Annotated in this window: 20 protein-coding genes and 2 riboswitches; of the genes, 13 read left to right on the forward strand and 7 right to left on the reverse strand. The window is 40.6% G+C overall.

What is annotated here, in order from left to right:
• Positions 1-600: 600 nt before the first annotated feature.
• Positions 601-766: riboswitch (M-box (ykoK) riboswitch) on the reverse strand.
• A 57-nt stretch (positions 767-823) separates the two neighbouring features.
• Positions 824-2,338 carry a multicopper oxidase family protein gene (locus tag DNL43_RS06260; RefSeq protein WP_054769642.1) on the reverse strand — a complete coding sequence of 505 codons (1,515 nt, stop codon included), beginning with the start codon at positions 2,336-2,338 and terminating at the stop codon, positions 824-826.
• 115 nt (positions 2,339-2,453) lie between these two features.
• Between DNL43_RS06260 and DNL43_RS06265 the strand changes: the two genes are divergently transcribed.
• Positions 2,454-2,798 (forward strand): hypothetical protein, encoded by a 345-nt coding sequence (locus DNL43_RS06265; RefSeq protein ID WP_056982247.1) that lies wholly within the window; start codon positions 2,454-2,456, stop codon positions 2,796-2,798.
• 70 nt (positions 2,799-2,868) lie between these two features.
• Complete coding sequence (locus DNL43_RS06270; RefSeq protein WP_054769641.1) at positions 2,869-3,114, forward strand: hypothetical protein; 246 nt, start codon at positions 2,869-2,871, stop codon at positions 3,112-3,114.
• Between the two features lie 226 nt (positions 3,115-3,340).
• Here DNL43_RS06270 and DNL43_RS06275 read toward each other — a convergent pair whose 3' ends face one another.
• From DNL43_RS06275 to thiS, 6 genes are all read right to left on the reverse strand, one after another.
• Complete coding sequence (locus DNL43_RS06275) at positions 3,341-4,162, reverse strand: hypothetical protein (protein ID WP_056982238.1); 822 nt, start codon at positions 4,160-4,162, stop codon at positions 3,341-3,343.
• 199 nt (positions 4,163-4,361) lie between these two features.
• A complete protein-coding gene (locus DNL43_RS06280; RefSeq protein ID WP_056982235.1) occupies positions 4,362-5,609 on the reverse strand; it encodes a dicarboxylate/amino acid:cation symporter in 1,248 nt (415 codons plus the stop codon).
• A 17-nt stretch (positions 5,610-5,626) separates the two neighbouring features.
• The gene (locus DNL43_RS06285; protein ID WP_054769640.1) at positions 5,627-6,847 is read right to left on the reverse strand and encodes a M20 family metallo-hydrolase; all 1,221 of its coding nucleotides are present in this window, start codon (positions 6,845-6,847) and stop codon (positions 5,627-5,629) included.
• Positions 6,848-6,857: 10 nt separating this feature from the next.
• Positions 6,858-7,634 (reverse strand): thiazole synthase, encoded by a 777-nt coding sequence (locus DNL43_RS06290; protein ID WP_056982231.1) that lies wholly within the window; start codon positions 7,632-7,634, stop codon positions 6,858-6,860.
• Between the two features lie 11 nt (positions 7,635-7,645).
• Positions 7,646-8,293, reverse strand: coding sequence for a sulfur carrier protein ThiS adenylyltransferase ThiF (thiF, locus tag DNL43_RS06295; RefSeq protein WP_054769639.1), 648 nt, complete (start codon positions 8,291-8,293; stop codon positions 7,646-7,648).
• 16 nt (positions 8,294-8,309) lie between these two features.
• Positions 8,310-8,507, reverse strand: a complete 198-nt coding sequence (thiS, locus tag DNL43_RS06300) for a sulfur carrier protein ThiS (protein WP_156645031.1) — start codon at positions 8,505-8,507, stop codon at positions 8,310-8,312.
• A 133-nt stretch (positions 8,508-8,640) separates the two neighbouring features.
• A riboswitch (TPP riboswitch) is annotated at positions 8,641-8,733 on the reverse strand.
• Between the two features lie 143 nt (positions 8,734-8,876).
• On the opposite strand from thiS, the gene thiE reads away from it, so the two are divergent.
• The 11 genes from thiE to DNL43_RS06355 all read left to right on the forward strand — a co-directional run bounded on the left by thiE (position 8,877) and on the right by DNL43_RS06355 (position 19,053).
• On the forward strand, positions 8,877-9,509 hold the full coding sequence (gene thiE / locus DNL43_RS06305; RefSeq protein ID WP_156645033.1) for a thiamine phosphate synthase: 633 nt from the start codon (positions 8,877-8,879) through the stop codon (positions 9,507-9,509).
• A gap of 113 nt (positions 9,510-9,622) precedes the next feature.
• The gene (locus tag DNL43_RS06310; protein ID WP_056982227.1) at positions 9,623-11,536 is read left to right on the forward strand and encodes a S53 family peptidase; all 1,914 of its coding nucleotides are present in this window, start codon (positions 9,623-9,625) and stop codon (positions 11,534-11,536) included.
• Positions 11,537-11,874: 338 nt separating this feature from the next.
• Positions 11,875-12,456 carry a helix-turn-helix domain-containing protein gene (locus tag DNL43_RS06315; protein WP_056982225.1) on the forward strand — a complete coding sequence of 194 codons (582 nt, stop codon included), beginning with the start codon at positions 11,875-11,877 and terminating at the stop codon, positions 12,454-12,456.
• 52 nt (positions 12,457-12,508) lie between these two features.
• Positions 12,509-13,417 (forward strand): ABC transporter ATP-binding protein, encoded by a 909-nt coding sequence (locus tag DNL43_RS06320; protein WP_054769637.1) that lies wholly within the window; start codon positions 12,509-12,511, stop codon positions 13,415-13,417.
• Positions 13,410-14,177 (forward strand): ABC transporter permease subunit, encoded by a 768-nt coding sequence (locus DNL43_RS06325; protein ID WP_056982223.1) that lies wholly within the window; start codon positions 13,410-13,412, stop codon positions 14,175-14,177. Before DNL43_RS06320 ends, DNL43_RS06325 begins: the two co-directional genes overlap by 8 nt.
• Positions 14,178-14,385: 208 nt before the next feature.
• Positions 14,386-14,616: a helix-turn-helix transcriptional regulator gene (locus DNL43_RS06330; RefSeq protein ID WP_020281415.1), complete on the forward strand. Its 231-nt coding sequence runs from the start codon at positions 14,386-14,388 to the stop codon at positions 14,614-14,616.
• On the forward strand, positions 14,613-14,960 hold the full coding sequence (locus DNL43_RS06335) for a hypothetical protein (protein ID WP_054769634.1): 348 nt from the start codon (positions 14,613-14,615) through the stop codon (positions 14,958-14,960). Before DNL43_RS06330 ends, DNL43_RS06335 begins: the two co-directional genes overlap by 4 nt.
• A 14-nt stretch (positions 14,961-14,974) precedes the next feature.
• Positions 14,975-15,862: an ABC transporter ATP-binding protein gene (locus DNL43_RS06340; RefSeq protein WP_054769633.1), complete on the forward strand. Its 888-nt coding sequence runs from the start codon at positions 14,975-14,977 to the stop codon at positions 15,860-15,862.
• Between the two features lie 4 nt (positions 15,863-15,866).
• Positions 15,867-16,637, forward strand: coding sequence for an ABC transporter permease (locus DNL43_RS06345; protein WP_054769632.1), 771 nt, complete (start codon positions 15,867-15,869; stop codon positions 16,635-16,637).
• A 1,030-nt stretch (positions 16,638-17,667) separates the two neighbouring features.
• The gene (locus DNL43_RS12085; RefSeq protein WP_056982221.1) at positions 17,668-18,009 is read left to right on the forward strand and encodes a hypothetical protein; all 342 of its coding nucleotides are present in this window, start codon (positions 17,668-17,670) and stop codon (positions 18,007-18,009) included.
• A 57-nt stretch (positions 18,010-18,066) separates the two neighbouring features.
• Positions 18,067-19,053 (forward strand): IS30 family transposase, encoded by a 987-nt coding sequence (locus tag DNL43_RS06355; protein WP_014562415.1) that lies wholly within the window; start codon positions 18,067-18,069, stop codon positions 19,051-19,053.
• The last annotated feature ends 47 nt before the right edge of the window (positions 19,054-19,100 follow it).

The following is a 19,100-nucleotide window of genomic DNA, read 5'->3' on the forward strand; positions in this document are numbered from 1 at the left end:
AAGCCTTCAACGAATTTACGTTGAAGGCTTTATAATATTATTGTTCTTTTGTTCGATAAGTTAGCAGTTATCTTGCAAGAATCAGTTTCCACCGGATTCTTGGAGGTTTCGTCCTCATAATTACTAGTATTATCGTTTTATGTGTGGCAATTTAGTTCGATTAATTGGTTCCTCCCCAATTAGTTTCCTAAAAGGTGAAGTGTTTTTCGACTTTGAGTAGCCGACCGACCACAAGTACGCCAGTACCTATATGTTCGAGACCACCGAGAAATTGCATTAACCGAATTCCCAAAGTGTTGAATCGTCTAAACAAACGAAGTCGAGAATTTTCTTGTGATACATCTAGCTGTAAAGCTATTAAGCAAGAAACAAAACGTTTAGATTCATCAAACAGTAACTTAATTCGGGAAGATCGGTTATAACAATTTCTCTTTAAACGCTAGGTTATAAGAGAGCCACTACAACCGGGCTTCCCATGGTAGACTGATGCTTGGTCGCTCCAGGATCTTTAAATTCGTTTGTCATGACTCTCACCTCTTCAAAGTTTTATATTTGGTAACGAAAAATGCCCAGCCGCTTCACGACTGGACACATTAAAAATACTTTTGCCAGTCGTTGAGCTTTAGCACTATGTGATGTAGTTAAAATCTAACAGCCACATTAGTCCAAGCCTTACTTTGACCTGGACAGCTGACTCATTGGCGTCTTTCGACGTTTCTGAGCAGTAGCATTTTTCACATAGGAGCCTCACCTAACAGCTATATTCATTTTTCATTCCAAAAGCTATACTATCACGTCTATCACAGATGTGCAACTTTTAAGCTCACATATCCATTCCAGGAATATTCAGATCTTCAACTTTAACGCCACGTTCTTTAGCGAAAGCATTCATCAAAGTCTTCATATCCATGAGTTTGTATTGCTTTGGATGATCTGGATCGTAAACTTCAAACTGAGCCATCATACCGCCATCTTCGTGTTCAATAATGTGGCAGTGGTTCATGTAAACACCCAAATGATCGAACCAGACCTTCAAACGGACGGTTTCACCAGGGTTGACACCAACGGTATCCTTCAAACCATTTTCGTTAGGATAGGGTGCATGACCATTTCTGGAAACAACTCTGAATTGAGTTCCATGCATATGGTAAGGGTGAACCATTCCGTTGCTCATGTCGTTGGTATTGCTAATGTCCCAATATTCAACGTTACCGAGCTTTTGCTTGTCATCAATTCGTTGCATATCAAATTTCTTATTGTTGATCATAACTTCTTCATCCATACCAGACATGACAACCTTGTGAACTGGAGCTCCCGGGGTAACATCTGGATCTGGAATATCAACTAAGTGATCAGGTAATTTGGTGTTGTCAGGTGCAAATTCATGAATTCTGAATCGCATGATTGGTACATCATCACAGTACATGGTGACTTCATCGCCTGGCTTGTATTTACCAAAGTCAACGATAATTTCAGCCCGTTCTGCACAGGTCAACATTAAGTGGGTGAAGTCGACTGGTTCAGGAAGGATTCCACCATCAGAGGCAATTTGAGTAAATTTCAAATCATCACTGAAATGCAGGCGCCATTCACGGCGGTTAGCACCGTCTAGAAGACGCATTCTTAGCCGCTGTGTCGTTACATCAAAGTATGGATTAATGGTACCGTTGATCATTGCAGTTGGTCCCTGAACGCCATCAGGGTCATAATCAGCCATGTAATCCCATTGGTTGTCCTTGTGGAAGCGACGATCCTGTAAAATCACTGGAATATCGTCAACGCCATAGTTTCTTGGGAATGGGAGTTTGCTTTCAACGTCGTCTTTAACGACAACCGCAGTAGCCAATCCTTTCCAAACGTGTTGGGCAGTTGATGGGCATGGATGAGCGTGCAGCCAAAGTGTTGCAGCCGGCTGATCACATTTGAATTCAATTTGAGCACTCTTGCCAGGATAAACCGGGGCGTGACAGCCACCATCAGTAACAGGTCCTGGTACGTTTAATCCGTGCCAATGGAAAGTGGTTAATTCCGGCAGTTCATTTTTGAGAGTGATGTGAATCATTTTGCCCTTTTTGAACAAAATGGTTTTTCCAAGAAGATCGGTATTGTATCCCCAAGTCTTGGTCTTTTTACCAGGTAATAACTGAGCCTCACCGGTTTGAGCGATGACCGTGTAATACATATCGGTATCGGTTTCCTTATCCGGCTTCAACAACTCTGGAATTTTTAATGCTTGTTGAGGAGTCTTGGGTTCCTCTAATGGGACAAATCCACCATCGTGAGTATTGAAAGCAGGTTCATCAAAAAAGTAATCTGTATAAACTTTTCTGTCTGACATTTTATCCGCATCCTTTGATTATTTTTGGATTCAGTTTAATTTTACTACTTAATTCGACGGTGATACAGGATTTGTGGCATAATGGAATTACAAGAGTATAAGAGGAGGTGTCACTGTGGCAGATGTAGTAACTTTCGATAAGTTGAACGACGCAGCAACTAAAAAGGCGGTTGAGGATTTTATTGAATTTTATCTTCGTTGGTTTAAGAAAAACGACCTTGAGATTTTGGCTGAATACAAGATTGATTGGTACTTGGCTGACATCAATCACTACATTTTCGAGAACAAATCCTTTACTCCAGAACAGATGGTAGATGCATTACTTGAACAACGCGGCACAGATATTAAACACGTTATTTCCGTAATCAACCTTGATTATTATGATGATGGTAGTCTTAAGGACGGATCCTGGGATAAATGGTATCAAGAAAAATTCGAAAAAGTTCCAAAGAGAGACTAGTCTTTTGAATATACTTTCAATTGTGAATTTGCTATGATTGAGTTAAATAAAGTAGTGGGGAGGGATTTTCATGGCTAAAGAAAAGACCGAGCATTCAAACAATCAAAAGAATCCAAAGAAACTTGAATACAAGACCGATGTTGATGTCCATCAAATGGTGATTAACAAGTCGGTTATGTCGCTAAAAGTACCTACAATTCTGGCGCAAAAGAAAGCTCAGGGGTTATTAACCAAAGCCATTGACGATGGAATTACCCCTTACTACCTCAAGCAGGAAACGATTGAACGATTGGGTGGCATTAGCCACCATGAATAACATGCGCTGAGACCCGTTTTGTCCGGAGCATAAATTAGAGGAATCATTAACGAACCTAATTGGCTCGTTGATGATTCCTCTATTTTTTATGTTGGGTTTAGCGTTATCCGCAAATCGGTTAGGAAGGCTTGCAGCTGGCCATTAAAAATAAAATGTCAACATAAAATAAGCTCCATCCAGCAAATGAATGATTCATTCATTTGTCAGACGGGGCTTATTAGCAACATCATTTTGCTTTGGCAAGCACAAAAGCCATATTATTTTGAATGGGTGTAGTAAAACTGATGGTACTTGGATATCCTGATTTACCAACTGAATTTGCGGCACCGTCATTTACATAAATGCCGACCTGATAACCTTGGCTCATTAATGAAGCCAGCTTATCACGGGTGTATCCTTTTGCCGCAAGCATTTTGCCAACGGTTTTTGCCCTTCCAGTAACACTAGAATTAGGGTGCATCAAGAAGTCATGAACGATCGTTTTGTGGGTTAACATGCCTTCAGTTACCGTTCCACTGATCATTCCCAAATTAATCACATTTTGATAATCAGTGATTTTATTCATAGCAGCCTGCTGAGACAAGTTGAGGCTCACATTTACGTTTGGAATTAACTTAAGTAATGCTCGCGTGAGCTTTTGAGATTTATCGGATTTTAAATAATTGAGATATTGAGCATCATTATCAAAACTGTTGATGTCTTTGACGACAGCTGGGGTTACGTAACCGTGCCAGATGTAGCCTTTAACTTTGCTACCATAATTACTAATTGAATAGTAGACTTTATTTTTCCGGACAAATGAACGGGTCACATACCAGGTTGTGTGCTGATAATTTTTTAAGTTATGGAGCTTTTTACTAAAACGAGAATTCCAGATGTACGCATTTCTTTTGGTGTTGGTATAATAAATTGCTGCTTGATCCTTTCCAGAATTCCAAGTGTACTTGTTAGTGGACGTCCAGGCATGAGAGGTAACCTGTTGGGTACTCATACCGATTCCGATTGCCAATAAGGCAAGGGACAAGAATTTTACAAATCGTTTTTGCATTATTAAATTTCCCCCTTCACGGAGATATTATCCGGTAGGTTAATGGCATTGTCAACGTTAATCATTTGACGGTGTGATTAGATACAAAATAAGGATCCACAGACCAATTCGATTTGGCCGATGGGTCCTTTATTTGTGGTAGAAAAGTGTTGCGGCTTCCCACGTTAAATCTATGGTGCTGTAAATCGAAGAAGTGATCTCACAAGTTGTGCTTTGGTGCCATTTTGTCGGCAGAAATTTTATACAGTTCTCTATTTAAGGATTTTTCATCAGAAGCGACTGCAATAGCGGTTGTCGTATCTCCAACCACATTGAGGACCGTTCTAAACATTCCCGAGAACCAATCGATTCCTGCCAAGATTGCAATACTTTGCAACGGCAGTCCCAAGGTTGGGACAACAATGGTCAATGCAACCAGGCCACCACCGGGAACGACAACCGTTCCCAAGCAGGCGATGATTGATAACAGAACAATTTTGACCATCGATATTGGTGAAACAGACATTCCATACATTTGAGTCAACGTTAAGCACGATAGGGACAGATACATCGCCAAGCCGTTACTGTTCAATGCCATTCCCAGTGGTAGGACCAGTTGACTAATTGATTTTTCAACCCCTAACCGATCTTCGGCATCCTCCATTTCAATTGGAAGTGAAATCGCTGAAGAAGTGGTGGTAAACGCAACTAGGATAATCCTTGAGAAGCCGCGGACTAATCCTCGCAGCGGTACTTTGGCGTACCAGCTGATAAAGCCAAACAGGACAATCAAGAAAGTGACGCTACCCAGGCCAAATGCCGTTAAGAATTTGAGCAGGGGCAGGATGACTTTAATCCCGCTGGTTGCGGTTACCCAAGCCATTAGTGCGGCAATTCCGATTGGTGCCAGCTTCATGACCAACATGACCAGCTTGACAGTTAGCTGATTCATTTGTTTGACGAAACTTAGCACCTGATTGAACTTACCGTCACGATTGGCGCGGTTCAGGACAATTCCAAATAATATCGCAAAAATAATCACTTGGATGACATTGCCCTTTGCCAACGCGTCAAAAATATTTGTTGGGAAGAAGTCCAAAACAGTCTGACTAAAGTTAGTCGATGCTTTGGCAACTGTTCCCGAGGTGCTGACGGATGCCAGCTTGATGCCATTTCCGGGATTGACCGCATAGCCAATTGCCAGCCCGAGGACTGCCGCAATCAGTGTCGTGACCAGAAACCACAGTGCGGTTTTGCCACCCAATCTTCCCAGTTGAGCGGATTTCAAACTACCCAGGGCTTCGATAACGGCGCCAAATATTAGCAGGACGACTGCCATTTGAATTAAGCGGAGAAAAATATTTCCCAGTAATTGAATGCCGGCGATCTTTGGCCCAAATGCCAATCCAAGACCGGCGCCGACAATCATTCCAATTCCGATTTGTGCAGTAATACTAATCCGTTTCAAGTTATTTCCCCCAAACGTTAATATGCTTGTTGGCGGAGACTCTCCGTCAATAGTTCAACCCCACGGAGGAGATCTTCTTTACTTGTGTTTTCTTCAGGGGCATGACTGATACCGTTAATGCTTGGGACAAAGATCATCGTCGTGCGGGTCACTTTCGCCATGATTTGACTATCGTGGCCGGCACCTGATGCCAATTGGGTTGAGCTAAAGCCTAACCGATCGGCAATCTTTTGGTTAGCTGACAACAATTGATCGTCCAAATGGGTGACATCACTTTTGGCCCATCGATTAACGGTACTGGTGATGTTAGTTGTCTGATTTTGTTCAACAACCTGGTTGATAATGTGTTCAAATTTGTCTAAAACATTTTCGCTGCTGTAACGGGTATCAATCGAGAAGGTGACGAACCCAGGGATGACGTTGGATGTGTTCGGCGAAACGTGCATTTCACCCACCGTAAACGTGAGGTTCTTGTTAAGCTCATGGGCGCGGCTACGGAGCTCACTGATTAAAGTGACAGCCATTTCCAACGCATCCGCTCTTTCGTCCATTGGCGTCGTCCCAGCGTGATTGGCGATTCCTTTGACGGTCACGGTAAATCGCCGCTGGCCAACAATCGCGGTGACCAGGCCGATTTGTAATTGCCGGTCAATGAGTCTTGGGCCTTGTTCAATGTGTAGTTCGGTAAAGGTTGATGGCAAACCGGGCTTGGCATGTGTGACACCAGGTAAATTCAATTTGCCAACAGCGTCTTTTCTGGCATTCTCGAAAGAAATTCCATCAGGGTCAGTCATTGCCAAATTCACTTTCTGATTGGTGTAGTGCTTGGATCCGGTAAATGTATCCGGAAAGCGACTGCCTTCTTCTTCGGAAAACGAAATCAAACGGATTGTTTTCTTCGGCCGGCCAGCAGTTTCTAACAAATCTTCAATTGCTTGGAGACCGCCAAGAACACCATACAGACCATCAAAGCGACCACCTTGGGCCACGGTATCAATGTGTGAACCGACTGCAATGACTTGATCGGGGTGAACAGTTCCAGGAATATCCATATAGGTGGTTCCAAAATCGTCAACGCTGACTTGAAGTCCGAGGTCAAGGCCCCACTTGATAACCTGTTGCTGCGCACTGACCCAGGTTGGTGAATAGACTAACCGATTTTGACCGATCTCACCTTTGGATAAACCATTAATGGTCTCGAGTCGGTGAGTTAACTGATTAAGTTGGGTTGTTGTCATATGACCGCCCCTATTTCACCGCGCTGACACCGGTAAGTGGAGATGACGCAACAGCGCCGTGTTCGATAACCCGTCCCGGCTTAGCCAAGTAAGCTTTTCGGCCAGCTTCAACAGCCAGCTTGAAGGCTTCGGCCATTAACGGAATGTTGCCGGCAGTTGCCATTGAGGTGTTGGCCATGACAGCGGCAGCACCCATTTCCATTGCTTCGGCAGCTTGACTTGGACGGCCAATTCCGGCATCGACGATGATTGGGACGTTAATTTCATCAATCAAAATTTGAATTAAGTCTTTGGTGGACAATCCTTTGTTGGTTCCGATTGGGGCACCCAAAGGCATCACGGTTGCGGCACCAGCGTCAACCAATTGACGAGCAACGTTTAAGTCCGGCAGCATGTAAGGCATCACAATGAAGCCTTCTTTTGCCAACACTTCAGTTGCTTTTAAAGTTTCGTAGTTATTGGGCATCAAATACTTTTTGTCTGGCACAACTTCAAGTTTGATGAAGTCACTACCACTCAATTCACGGGCAATATGGGCTGTCCGAATGGCTTCTTCAGCGTTGGTTGATCCTGAAGTGTTAGGTAAAATGGTAATTCCTTCAGGAATGTAATTTAAAATGTTTTCTTTGCCAGTGTTGCTTCGACGCAAAGCCATCGTGATAATTTGAGCCTTGGCGTTATTAATTGCTGAATCGATTAAATCGTAAGAATATTTTCCAGAACCTAAAATAAAACGTGAAGTAAAGGTGTGACTACCAATTACCAATTCATCTTTTTCATTTGCCATAAGAATTCTCCTTAGATTTCTTTTTCACCTAAAATTAATCGGGTAACCATATTTGCTTCGTGACCTGCTGCGATCATAACTCGTGGTGCCATTAAACCTTCGGCACCCTTGGATGTGCCGTCACCTGCAATGTAGAGGTTGGGGCGGGGATGCTTGGTTGTAATGGTGTTGGAACTGTGGATGCCGGCCATTCCGGTACCCATGACAATTGGCTTGTCAGGGTAGAACTCGGAAGCGGCATCCAGCAGCATTGCCTTGGCGGCCGGGTTATCAAATGCTTCAGTGATAATATCGGCGTCCGCAAACAATTCCTTAACATTGTCGTGAGTCACTTCAACCTGCTTGGTTTTAATCTCAATAAAGGGATTAAATTCCTGGAGGTTTTGCTTTAACGCCACGACCTTTGGCATGCCAACCTGACTCAACTTAAATTGCTGCCGGTTTAAATTACTTAATTCAATTGAATCAAAATCAATTAAAGTCAGATGACCGACACCAATTCGAGTTAAAGCGATCGCAATGTTTGAACCCAAACCGCCGGCACCGGCAATGGTGACATGAGCTTTTGTCAACTTGTCGGTTGAATCCTTAACGTTGCGTTCTTTCATACCTTGATAAACTTGTTCATAGCTCATTCCTTGTACAACTGGTTCCTGCATGTTTTACGATCTCCTTTTAGCCGCCACCAACGAACAATATTAGTTCCAGTTTGTCATTTTCTGATATTTTGACGTGATCAAAATCGGCACGATGGATAATATCGCCGTTGCGTTCGACAACGATATTGTCGATTGGCGCATCACGCTTATTCAAAAAGTCAGTAATGGTTTGTCCGACAGCGCCGGACTCCTGTTGACCATTGACCGTTACCATAAAAAGACCTCCTTCTTCATATTCCGAAGAAAGAGGCCTTTTTTTAAAAATGGTTTAACGTTTAAATTCAATTTGCAGAAAAGAAAAGCCTTTTTTTCCGCAAAAAGAAGGTTTAAAAGTCATCGCTTATTACGCACTTTTAAATTCGCTCTTCCTTCGGCAGTACAAACTACATCAGGTTCGATGGGTATTATCTCAGCCTTTTCAGGCACCCCAGACGAAGTATTCAGTTAGGCTTGATTAATTTCCAAGCTCATGCTTTATTTATAACCGCATACATTATGAAAGTCAAGCGATAATAATCTCTATACTTTTTGCCAGCCTTCAATTACACTGATGGCAAAAGTAAAAATATTGGAGGAAATGATTGTGAAACTAACAAATCGACCACTTTATCTCGTAACGGATCACACTGGATTAACCGATGAACAGTTTTTTAATGCCATTGAACAGGGATGCCAGAATGGTGTCGGCTTGGTTCAATTGCGCCAAAAAGAAGGCACCAGTCGGGAAATCTTTGAGCTGGCACAAAAAGTGAAGGTAATCACTGATAAATACAAGATTCCGCTGATTATTGATGACCGATTGGATATTGCTCAAGCAGTCGATGCGGCTGGCGTTCATCTTGGCCAAAGCGACTTACCAGTTGACGTTGCCCGTAGAATTCTTGGGCCAAAGAAAATTATCGGAGCGACCGCCAAGACTTTGAAACAGGCAAAAACGGCTGAAGAAATGGGTGCTGATTATCTGGGAACCGGCGCCATTTTCCCAACTACCACGCACGTTAAGACTGTCCATACTTCAGTCGAAACATTGGATAAAATTAGGCGAGCAGTTGGCATCACGGTGTACGCAATCGGCGGACTTAAAGCTGATAACGTGGATGCCATCGATGGCGCACATGTTGACGGGGTGGCTGTAGTTTCGGCGATTATGAAGGCACAGGATCCGGCTGCGGCTACTCGGAAACTGCGGGATGCGGTTGAGGAAGCGATCGGGTAAATTCTATTAGGTTACAAACCGAGTTCATATAAGTAGTTTGATTGCCGTTTCGTGGTACTATTAGTGTGAAATTACTGTAATAGCATGTCACACTAATAGGGGAAGTGGACGTTATGAAGAGTTGGGTAAAAGTCACGATTATGTCTGTTTTGGGCTTGGCAAGTATTTTTGTGGCGCAGACAGTTTTCGCTGCATCCAATCCCATTGGACAAGCATATAGTGAACTAGGTTCCTCCGGGGTTTATCGGCCTACACCTGTAAAAGCTAACACAACAACCAGTTTCGATATTTTTTTGAAGCCAAATAATCTTCAAGAATTCTTTCAACAGGCTATGGATGTAAATACTCCGGATAATTTGCAGTTCAAAAATTATTTAACACCATCAGATATTCAGTCAAAATATGGTCAACCATCAACTGTGACTAATAGTTGGAAGTCATACTTAAAGAAAAATCACTTACGAACTTTGGTGTATGACAACGGAATCCAATTAACTGTGACTGGAAAGGTAAAATACATTGATAAGACCTTCCACGTAAACATGAATACTGCTACTTACCACAGCAATCCACTACAGTTTGGTAGTAAAAAGCCAAACATTCCTTCAAAGCTTGCAAACACGGTGTGGACTGTGTTGGGGATGACTGATCATAATCGAAATTATGTAATGCCTAACAGTAACATGCCTCTCGTAAAGAAAGGTAACGATTATTCTTTTTCCGGCTTCACCAACCGATTTGTGAATCAATATGATGTTCAGCCCTTATATGATCAAGGTATGACAGGTAAAGGACAAACCATTGGCATTATTGCGTTTGGAAATATCAAGAAAAGTAATGCCTATCATTTTTGGAAACATGAAAATGCAAGCACTGACATGCATCGACTCACGACCAAGGTGATTCCTGGTGATATGTACAAGGGTAATCTGGTCAGTCTCGATGAAGGCGAAACAACGATGGATGTTGAATATGCAGGCTCTGTCGCCCCACAAGCAAATGTGAGAATTTACTGGGTTCGAAGCCCATATCCAACAGTTATGAATATGATTAACGCTTACGCTACTGCATTAAACGAAAACAAGGCAAGCAGTTTATCAACCAGTTGGGGACTTTTTGGGAGTTCATACTTGAATTTGTTAGTTAGGCACAAGGTTTTAAGCTCAAAATATTTGGATGTTTTAAATTTTGTGCTTGCTCAATCCGCAATCCAAGGTGTTTCAAGTTTTGTCGCTTCGGGCGACACAGGTGCTCTAAACTTCGACGTTAAGGGCATTGCAGGTAATCATTTGTTGATGGATCGTTCTATAAATGGAAATTTACCATTTGATGCAAATCCGTGGATAACATCGACGGGTGGCACTACATTACCCTTTGATGGAAATCTTCCGACTAAGGGAAATGAAAAATCACTTGGGAAAGTCACAATTTCTAGCGAAAGAAGTTGGGGGACAGATTATATATGGCCACTTGTAGGCAATCCGGATAGACTTGCTCAAGTCCCAGATAGAATCGATGGGCTGTTGAGAGGCAGTGGTGGCGGATTTAATAAACTTACGAGTACCCCAACTTACCAACAAGGGGTACCTGGCGTGAATACCTTCAATGCCAGAAATTATGTCTCAAGTCTGAATCAATTTGTTTTGGGCGCGCCACTTGTTCATGGAACCGATTCAGGAAGAAATTATCCTGATGTTTCTGCAGATGCCGACCCCGAAACAGGGTACAAGGTATATTACAAAAAAGATGGCATTCAGTGGCCCCCAAGTGGTGGAACCAGTATTGTTGCGCCTCAATACGCCGCAATGACAGCTGTTATTAATAGCCAGCCTGGTCGTGCACGAATGGGATTCTGGAATGCTCAAATCTATCAGCTAGCCCAGAAATCTGATTCACCGTTCCACCCATTAAATGCGACAACTGATAATTCAAACTTGTATTATACTGGTCAGCCAGGAACAGTCTACAATCAAGCAAGTGGATTAGGAACAACGGACTTCGCAAAGCTGGCAGAAGATTATAAATAACATGATGGAGTCATCCTTACTTTACACAGTGGAGGGTGACTCTATTATTTTACTTAATTGCATGAGCAGATGTGTCAGAGCAATCGCTTTTTAATTTTTCCAAGTAATTTGTTGCTTTCTTGCCAGTGATATAATGTTATTTAGCAACGGATTCAAGATAGGTTTTCGGTTTCCGCAAACCAAATAATGGCCGAAAAACAAACACTTATCATCAATAATTAGACGCATAAGCACTGATTTGACAGGGATGCTCTAAATCGAAGGCATCCATATTACCACATGCTCTAAAGCATAGCTTGATACATATAATAGACGGAATTACATTGAGGAGGATCGATATGGTTGATGATCACTTTGCTCAACAACTCAAAGCAAGAAGAAAGAATTCATCACTCACTCAGCAACAACTTGCAGACAAACTGAATGTTTCACGCAAAACGATTTCTGGTTGGGAAACCGGTCGTAATCGTCCTGATATTGATATTCTCCGTCAAATGGCCAAAATTTATCATATTTCACTGGATCAATTAGTGTCGGATGCTGATAAGGTTGATCAAAGCCAAAATTCTGGGATTATACGGTTTACCCGTAATTCATTAGTAGTGATGCTTGCAATCATTATAGCTGAACGGGTAACTCAGTATTCGACTCGTGCTGGATTTCTTCTGGCCGATATCCTGATCTTCTGGATACTTGGGTTAAGAATTTTAGCAAGCAGAAAAGGAATAAGACGAATTCATTCTTTAAGATCTGGTTTGTTCCTTGGAGCCTATATAATATTTGTGATTGTGGCAATTGTTAGCGCATATGTATATGTATTTAATATGGGGTTCGGTTTACAATATGGTATTGGATTTTCCGGATACCTGGGATTGCTTAATTTGTTCTTAATTTTTCGCCACAAGTTTGAGTTGAAGTGAGTTCCTTCTAGCCAAATATTGATCACATTCTGCATTATTAGGAGAGATTGTGATGTCTGATATTTTGGTGTTTAAGAATTTAACGAAACAATTTGGCAAACATAAGGTTTTGGATAACCTTTCTTTTCATATCCCCAAAGGACATGTCGTTGGCTTGGTCGGTCCTAATGGATCTGGAAAGTCTACCATTATGAAATGTATCCTAGGCATTTATCCATATGAACAAGGCGCCCTTTATTTTGAAGGGCAGAAGATTACGAGCAAGAACGTTAACCGAATGAGTTCCAGAACCGGTGCGTTGATTGAAAGCCCATCGATTTACCCATTTTTAACCGGTATGCAGCATTTTAAGCTATATTCAGCAACAAAGGCTGACGTAGCTGACGTCGTGAACTTAATGGGTATGGGAAAGTATATCAACTCAAAAGTTACAAGATATTCTTTTGGTGTGAAGCAAAAGCTTGGGATTGCGTTAGCATTAATCAACAAACCAGATCTCGTGATTTTAGATGAACCAATGAATGGGCTGGACTTGATGGCAACTTTGGATCTTAGAAAGATAATTACGTCTGAAGCTCAGCGAGGAATCACTTTTATTGTCTCTAGTCATATTTTAAGCGAGCTCGAAAAGATTTCCGATGATATCATTCTAATTAATAATGGCAAAATGTTTTTTCAAACCACAATGCCAGAGCTACGGGGTCTCGGTCAAAGGTCTTATATTCTCACAACCAATGACAATAAGGCTGCCAAAAATCTGTTGCTTCAACATGGCTTTGTTGTTGCTGATAATGGAAGTTCTATTCAGATTGATAATTCTGCACGTCAGTTAAATGATTTCCTGACCCTTTTAATTGAAAACCATATTGAATTGCTGGATATTTCCCATCAGGGGATGGATCTTGAGACAGCTACTCTAAGTTATATTAAGGGTTCAAGGGAGGCTGTTCACAATGATTGATTTATTGAAGCAGGAATTTTTTAAGTTAGTTCATCAAAAGGGCATTTTGTTTTCACCGTTGGTTTTGTTTGGCTTGATGCTCTTTGTTGGAATCTCAAGTAAAAATACCGGAGACTTAAATTATTACATTACTCAATCTTTCGCTGGCGGAGAGTGGGCGGATGTTTTACTGATTATTGCCAGCGCCAACATCGTTACCATGGAATTTGAGCATGGCACAATTAAACACATGATTGCCCAGCACAATAATCGTTTCTTGATTTATTTTACCAAGATGATAGTTGTGAGCGCGTATTGTGTTGTCCTACATGGCTTCATGTTTATTTTCACCATCGTTGTTAAATATATTTCATATGGATCAACTCACCCGTTTGGGGCGATATATGATAACAATCAAACGGTGATGCAAAACCTGATGACATTTTTATTTAGTAATTTATTTTCTTGTTTGCTGATCATCACAATTGTGTTCTTAATTGCCAGTTTAAGCCGCACAAGCTCAATTGCCGCAGTAGTTGGTTTACTATTTATTTTTATGGGAACGCCTATTTCGAATTTACTAATTCACATGGTAGGCAATGGTTCTTCAATCATTAAATGGAACCCGGGAAATATGTTTAATGTTGCATTTCAGTTCCTGACGCCAGGTACAATTCATACGTCATTATTAAGTGACGGTGAGCTGATTATTGGAAATCTGATTTGGGCTGGATTGTTTATTGCTATTGGGTACTATGCGTTTAAGAAAAAGCGTATTTGAGTGACTCATTTAAATGAGTTGAGTGTTAATTATCTTTTTGATGATTAGCACTTTTTTACTTTAAAAAGTAAAGTTTATTCGAACGTTATCAAATAAAACATAACAAAAATAAAAGTATACTTTACTTTAGGAAAAGATGGGTATACTATATAGACAATTCAAAAAGAAACCGGTGTTTTTGAAGGTTGGGGGTAAGTTAATGAGTCGAATGAAGGATAGCAACGATCGGATAGATAACAAGGTATATGAGTATCGTGTTTTACGTCATCTGTCCCAGTCAGAGCTGGCGGATGCGGTTGGCGTGTCAAAACAAACGATATTGGTTATGGAAAAAGGAAATTACTCTCCATCACTAATTCTGGCATTCCGATTAGCCGATTATTTTGGAGCATCAATTACTGATATTTTTAATTATCACAAAGGAGACGAAGAGCAATGAAAATTCATTCACTGTCTGACATTCCGGCCTGGTTATTTTATCCACTGAAAACTTGGACGGATTCGAGTTACAACCACTATAACTTATTTTTATCCTTGATTATGATTGAGGTTTTATTTGCCCTGGGGGCCTGGTGGTATCTTTACAAAAAGATTGGTAAGAGCGATGAGCGAACTGATCGGATTTATCTTCGGGCAACTATGTTGTGTTTTGTAGTAGTCATTGCGTGTGAAAGTATATTTCCAACCGAATACTTGCTGAAACAGTTTGAGGCTCTTAAATATGGAATTGGGATGTTAGCTGCAGACATTTACCTGTTTGTCGTCTATCGTAGAAGCAACTAAAGAAGGCCAAAGCAATGAAAATTTTATCTGTAAATAATCTCAACCAGTCGTTTGGATCTCGACATGTTCTTAATGACATTTCTTTTGATATTAAAAGTGGAACAATTGTTGGATTGGTCGGCCCAAACGGTGCAGGGAAGTCGACGATTATGAAGGACATTCTGGGATTGTTGGATTATCAATCAGGAACGATCACTGTTGCCGGAACTAATACTTCTTTTCAAGATCATAGACCATTGAAGCAAGTTGGTGCATTAATTGAATATCCTGGTCTATATCCATTTCTCACGGGCTGGGATAACTTGAAACTGTTTGCTACATCAAAAGCTAACGTTGAAAAGGTTGTGTCTGAGCTTCATATGAGTTCTTACATTAAGAAACGAGCTGGCCACTATTCATTGGGGATGAAACAAAAGCTTGGTATCGCATTGGCGCTTGTTAATGAGCCGAACCTAGTCATTTTGGATGAACCAATGAATGGCTTGGACCCGCAATCAGTTAAAGACTTGAGAGTTTTAATTAAGCAGATGGCTGAGAATGGAACAACTTTCTTGATTTCATCACATATTCTGAGTGAGTTGGAGAAACTGGCTGATGATTTAATCGTGATAAAGAAAGGCAGAATCATCCAGCATACAAGTATGGAAGAAATGTTGAACAGAGATAGTCACTTTATTATTTTGAAGACCAGTGACGACCGTGCAGCAAATAGTCTTGTTGTGAATGCAGGATATCAAGTCACTGCCAGTCAACCATTGACAATTATTGAAAGCAAATCAGATGAAGTTGCTAAACTACTAAGTTTACTTTCAGAAAACGATATCGAAATCATCGATCTTCAACATAATGAAGGTAACTTAGAACATTCGTTGTTAACAGTATTGGCAGAAGAGAAGGTGTAGGGTCATGATGATTTTAATTCGACAAGAGCTTTTTAAGTTATTTAAGAAGCACAGTACATGGATTTCATTAATTGTTATGATGGTAATTCAGATTGGATTTGCAGTAATGGCTAAGATTCATCCAGATGTGTTCAATCCACAAGAAACCTATACAACTGGATACTATGCGACAACATTGTTAGTTTTCTATCTAATTGCTGCAAGTAGTTCGATTATCACGATGGAATTCCAATATGGAACGATTAAAAATTTACTATATCGAGAATATCCTCGTGGCAAAATCTTAATTAGCAAATGGATCACCCTTCTGGTTTATTCAGTTGCATGGCTTGTCTGGATCAATATCAGTTCATTGTTAATTAAGTTTATCCTGTTTCCCAAAGTAGACTTAGGTGCAAACTTAGGTCATGGGTATACGGTGTTGACGAGTACAATTGTGGTTGATCTTGCCAACCTGTTAACTGTATGGTTGATCTTAAGCATTGTGATACTTCTCAGTAATTTGTTTAAGAACTCTGCTGCTGCGATTTCTGTTGGAATTATCAGTTCTTTTGTCACTAATATAATGTCTGGGATGAGTGCTCTGCTAGTTATTAAATGGCCATGGTTAAAGTGGGATCCTTTGAATATGCTACAATATCCGGATCAAATCCTTTCTCCCAGTGAAATTCATCTAACCCGGTTGACATTGACTCAGTTATTTTCAGGAAATCTCGTTTACATTGTTTTATTACTGACAGCAGGGTATTTTGTGTTCCAGCATCGAGCAGTCTGATCCTTAAGAAACATGACCAATTATAATCTTTATCAATATTCAGTAGATATGTAACGTTCACATTAGATTAGCTGTGAGTGTTGGAAAATCAGGCTAGTTAAACTTAGTGATTCTGTGACTTTGATGAAGGGTTAACGGGAAGGAGAAACAGTCATGCAAGTAATCATAAAGAGCTTTGGCATATTTCTATCATGGGTAAGCAGTGGATTCCTAATTTACTTCTTTGTGACACTATCAGGCAGTACAGATGTCCGATTGAATTGGTACTTTGTTGCCATTGTACTGTTTATCATGTTTGTGGTCCAAACAATATTTGTATACAGGGATCAAAGAAAACATAACGGGAACAAAATATAGTTGTTATTTTAATATTTAAGGAAAAATGTCCATTCATGCTAAGAAGCCCATCAATCAATTGTTTTATTATTGATTGATGGGTCTCTCCGTGTGTCATTGCTTAGTAATGGAATATCGCGGATTTCAAGAATGCTTTCCTGTTTGAAGTGTTATGCCTAATTCAGCCGGAGTTCAATGAATATTAACAAATGTGCTAAATCATAGCTTGATACATAGAATAGACGGAATTACATTAATACTTAAGAATGCGAGGTAAGATCATATCTTAAAAACCTTGTTCCAGTTTATGATTCATATACTCCCAGTTATTCTACTGATTGGATTAGCCTTTTTAGTAGGGTTTACGGTCGGACTGTACTATTAATAATGTAGTGATTCAGCTTGTGGCTTCAAGCACAATTTATCAACTCAACAAGTGGATGTAAGCCAGTTTCTGAGCCAACTTTTAAGAGAAGGTATAATAAATCAATCGTCTCGTAAAAGAAAGGAACTTTTACATGCCAACTCATTATTCCGTTCGTTTGTAGGAAATGCCTATAATCTTACGTACTTAATATGCAGAATGGCGCGCAGGTGAGAAGTCAGCTGAACACCGTTTATAATAAAAAATGTGTAATTAGGATATGTAATACTTGATAAGTACGTAGGATACGTATACTATTACAGATAGTAGGTGAACCAAATCTATAAGGAACTGTTATTTATCTTCCCTAAGCCTTTTGATCGTAAGTGGCGAAAGCTGGGGCTGGGTTATGATGACAAAGAGAATTTGAAGCGATTGATTTCTGAGTATGTGCGGTATGCGGTGGAGGATCAAAGACCGTTCAAGTTTCCCGGAGACATAATTTTGGGAACTGGTGGTGCTATCAAAATGAGATTTGATAGCGAGCATAGTGATCAAGAAAAAAGTGGGAGTTATCGAATCATTTATTTTGTGATGGTGGAAAATGAAATTCGTTTCCTAAAAATATATGGCGAATTTACAATTGAAATGCAACACAAAGTAAAAAAATAAACCCATACCGGGTAGAATCTGTTTAACGACCAAATCAAACAATTCGAGGTATCCGGTATGAGCTATAAACATCTTACTATAAAAGAACGTGAAATACTTATGTTTTTACGAGCTAAGGGGTTATCTATCCGGGCTGTTGCGTTACGGCTGGGGCGAAATCCAAGCACTATTTCACGGGAGTTAAAACGTTGTGCAGGTAATTATTCCCCAAGCAAAGCAGATAATGACTATCATCAAAAGCGGCAGAATTGTCACAAGAAGCGACTATTAGACAGCCATCCACAATTACGTCGTCAAATTGTTCATTACATCTTAGATCTGCACTGGTCACCAGAGCAGATTACCGCTCGCTTTAATAAGGAACATCAATGGTGTGTTAGCTACAACACAATTTACCGTCATATCTATCAACACAATTTAGGTGAGAAGTACTCCTCACGTGGTGATACCGGTATTCAGCGCCATCTCAGACATAAACATCGGACTCGGCATTCAAAGAATACTAGACGACATCGAGAAGTACAGACCGACTATATCTCGATCCATGAGCGCCCTGGTTTTATCAACCAGCGTCAACGTATAGGTGACTGGGAAATTGATACTGTGATTGGTCGAACGGGTCACTCCATCCTTTTAACGGTTGTCGATCGGCTTAGTCGGCTTACGCTTATCAAAAAGGTTGTGCAAAAGGACTCGCAGGAGATAAATAAAGGCTTAGTTGAACTGTTAGGGGCCATTCCTAAAGAATTTGTTCATTCTATTACACCAGATCATGGGACCGAATTTCTTCATCTTGATGAAATCAGCGAAAGGTTAGGTGTTACTGTCTATTGGCCCGATCCATATTCGCCTGAACAGCGTGGAACAAATGAGAATACAAATGGATTAATCCGGGAATATTTTCCCAAGCGAACAGATATTGATAATTATACAGAACAGGACGTTGAACACTGCCAAAAGCAGTTAAATCAACGTCCTCGCAAAGTGTTAAACTATGAAACCCCATATGAAGTATTTTTTGACAAACCGTTGCACTTAGTTTGACAATTCGCCATGCAAAAAAAGATGAAGCAAATTTATCTGATGAGGAT

Origin of the sequence: Lentilactobacillus kefiri (assembly GCF_009739535.1) — a bacterium.
Classification (GTDB): domain Bacteria; phylum Bacillota; class Bacilli; order Lactobacillales; family Lactobacillaceae; genus Lentilactobacillus; species Lentilactobacillus kefiri.